1 protein-coding gene is annotated in these 2,919 nt (G+C 55.1%); it reads right to left on the bottom strand.

Going from position 1 to position 2,919, the window contains the following annotated elements:
- Positions 1–173 precede the first annotated feature (173 nt).
- Positions 174–2,919, bottom strand: a 2,746-nt coding sequence (locus tag QUA54_RS33910) for an Ig-like domain-containing protein (RefSeq protein WP_333419376.1), incomplete at its 5' end; no start/stop codon positions are given.

A 2,919-nucleotide genomic window follows, 5' to 3' on the forward strand; every position in this document is an offset into this window, starting at 1 on the left:
ACTCGAACTCATGCACTGGCTAATTTCATAAATTCCTTTTTTTGTCAACTCCTAATACTGAACCGACGCCCTAGAAGGGCAGCGCGCACCTACAAGCTACTAAATTGCAAGCGTTTGAGGGACTTCTATACCAGGCTCGGCACTCACCAAGACGCGGGCAGATTATGCAGTGCTTACCCGAAGATGGTAAAATCATTCAGATCGATCGCACTAGCTTGCACTCCGTTCAAAGCAGCCAACAGTTGACCATTTTGACCAATCCTGATGAAAGCTGTATTAGCGTTTTGGGTAATACTAAGTTGAGCAAAAGTTAGACCGCCCGCTAACACCAGCAAATCTTCACCATTTGTGAAATCAGTAATTATATCGCTGCCTTCACCTGCTGTTAAAACAAAGCGATCGCGCCCAATGTCGCCGCTGAGAATATCATTGCCCAAACCCCCAATCAGACAATCGTCGCCTTTACCGCCATAGAGAGTATCGTTGCCCTCCTCGCCGCATAGCTTGTCACTACCGCCGTTGCCAAACATCAAATCATTGCCAGCACCGCCACACAGGGAATCTGGCTCGCCGTTAAAGCCGATCGGCCTGTCTCCGAAAATAGTATCGTCCCCGTCGCCGCCGCAAATGCTATCACTGCCGCGATCGCCCAACAGCAGATCGTTGCCTGTACCCCCCACCACAACATCATTGCCCTTGCCCCCGTAAACCGTATCGTTGCCCTCTCCGCCGCTTAGAGTATCCGCAGCATCTCCCCCGTTCAAGAAGTCGTTGCCAGCACCGCCAAAGAGCAAATCGCGTCCAGTCGAGTCAGGGCTAGACGGGTCAAAACTGCCTCCAAACAAGCAGTCGTTACCCTGAGCCCCAACTAGAGTGTCATTTCCCTTGTCGCCCCAAATCAAGTCATCGTCTTTGCCGCCGATGGCCACATCATCGCCCTTACCCCCGAAAATGCGATCGTCGCCGCCGGCGCCGTTGAGGTAATCATTGCCAGCGCCGCCAAACAGCAAGTCTTTGTCTGCATTGGGGCCAAGGGGGATATTGCTGGGCAGTCCCCCGTAAATATTGTCGTTGCCTTTTTGGCCCAGCAGAATGTCGTCGCCGTTGAAACCCCTAATAACGTCGTTGAGATTGCTGCCGATGAGGAAGTCGTCGCCGTCAGTGCCATTGAAAGTGCGATCGACTGAATTCGGGCCCGGAATCGAACCGATCGCGGGTAGGGTAATCTGTTCGCAAATGCAATCAGTATCCCCGCCGCGAACGCTGTCAGAGTCAACAGGAGTTCCCGTCGGAGTCGGAGTTCCCGTTGGCGTTGGAGTTCCCGTTGGCGTTGGAGTTCCTGTTGGCGTTCCCGTTGGAGTCGGAGTTCCCGTGGGAGTCGGAGTCGGAGTTCCTGTTGGCGTTGGAGTTCCTGTTGGCGTTCCCGTTGGAGTTGGAGTTCCCGTTGGAGTTGGAGTCGGAGTCGGAGTTCCTGTGGGAGTCGGAGTCGGGGTTGGAGTTCCTGTGGGAGTCGGAGTTGGAGTTTCCGTGGGAGTCGGAGTTGGAGTTTCGGTGGGAGTTGGCGTCGGAGTTTCCGTGGGAGTCGGAGTCGGAGTTGGAGTTCCCGTGGGAGTCGGAGTTGGAGTCGGAGTTGGAGACGGAGTTGGAGTTTCGGTGGGAGTTGGCGTCGGAGTTTCCGTGGGAGTCGGAGTCGGAGTTGGAGTTCCCGTGGGAGTCGGAGTTGGAGTCGGAGTTGGAGCCGGAGTCGGAGTCGGAGTCGGAGTTCCCGTCGGAGTCGGGGTTTCTGTGGGAGTCGGAGTTCCCGTGGGAGTTGGTGTCGGAGTTTCTGTAGGAGTTGGTGTCGGAGTTTCTGTGGGAGTCGGAGTTCCTGTGGGAGTTGGTGTCGAAGTTTCTGTGGGAGTCGGAGTTTCCGTCGGAGTCGGAGTTCCCGTGGGAGTTGGTGTCGGAGTTTCCGTGGGAGTCGGAGTTGGAGTTCCCGTGGGAGTTGGTGTCGGAGTTTCTGTGGGAGTCGGAGTTCCCGTGGGAGTTGGTGTCGGAGTTTCTGTGGGAGTCGGAGTTCCCGTGGGAGTCGGAGTCGGAATTTCTGTCGGAGTCGGAGTCGGAGTTTCTGTGGGAGTCGGAGTTCCCGTGGGAGTTGGTGTCGGAGTTCCCGTGGGAGTCGGAGTCGGAGTTTCCGTGGGAGTCGGAGTCGGAGTTTCCGTGGGAGTCGGAGTCGGAGTTCCCGTGGGAGTCGGAGTCGGAGTTCCCGTGGGAGTCGGAGTCGGAGTTTCTGTGGGAGTTGGAGGGGTATTTACAAGAATGCTTGCCGTGACGATCGCAGAATCAGCTTTCCCGTCATTAGCTTTGTAGGTAAAAGAGTCTGTCCCTGCAAAACCAGCATTCGGAGTATAAGTGAAAGAACCCTTAGCGTTGAGGGCGATCGACCCTGTAGCCGGATTTGTCACCAGAATCGCAGTCAGCGGGTCGTTTTCCGGGTCTGTATCGTTGATTAAGACTCCCAAACCCGTCACGTTGAGGGGACTGTTAAAAGCAGTTGTATAGGTGTCAGAATTGGCTACAGGCGGGTTATTGTTGACGTTTACAGTTACGGTAGCGGGTGCAGAGCTAACTATTCCGTCGCTGACTGTGTAGGTAAATGTGTCTGTTCCAGAAAAGCCCGCGTTAGGAGTATAAGTGAAAGAACCGTCTTTGTTGAGGGCGATCGACCCTTTCGTCGGATTTGCGGCCAGCGCAGCAGTCAGCGTGTCAAAGTCGGCGTCGTTCGCTAAAACTCCCGGCACGGCAATGCTGAGGGCTTTTCCCGCACTGGTACTGTAGGTGTCTGGTTGTGCTGTTGGCAGACTGTTAGTAACGTTGATATTCACCGTACCCGGGACAGTTGCAGCGCGGTCGCTAACGCTGTAGGTGAAAGTGTCATTC

Source organism: Microcoleus sp. MOSTC5 (assembly GCF_036701825.1).
In the GTDB taxonomy this organism is placed as follows: Bacteria; Cyanobacteriota; Cyanobacteriia; order Cyanobacteriales; family Microcoleaceae; genus Microcoleus; species Microcoleus asticus.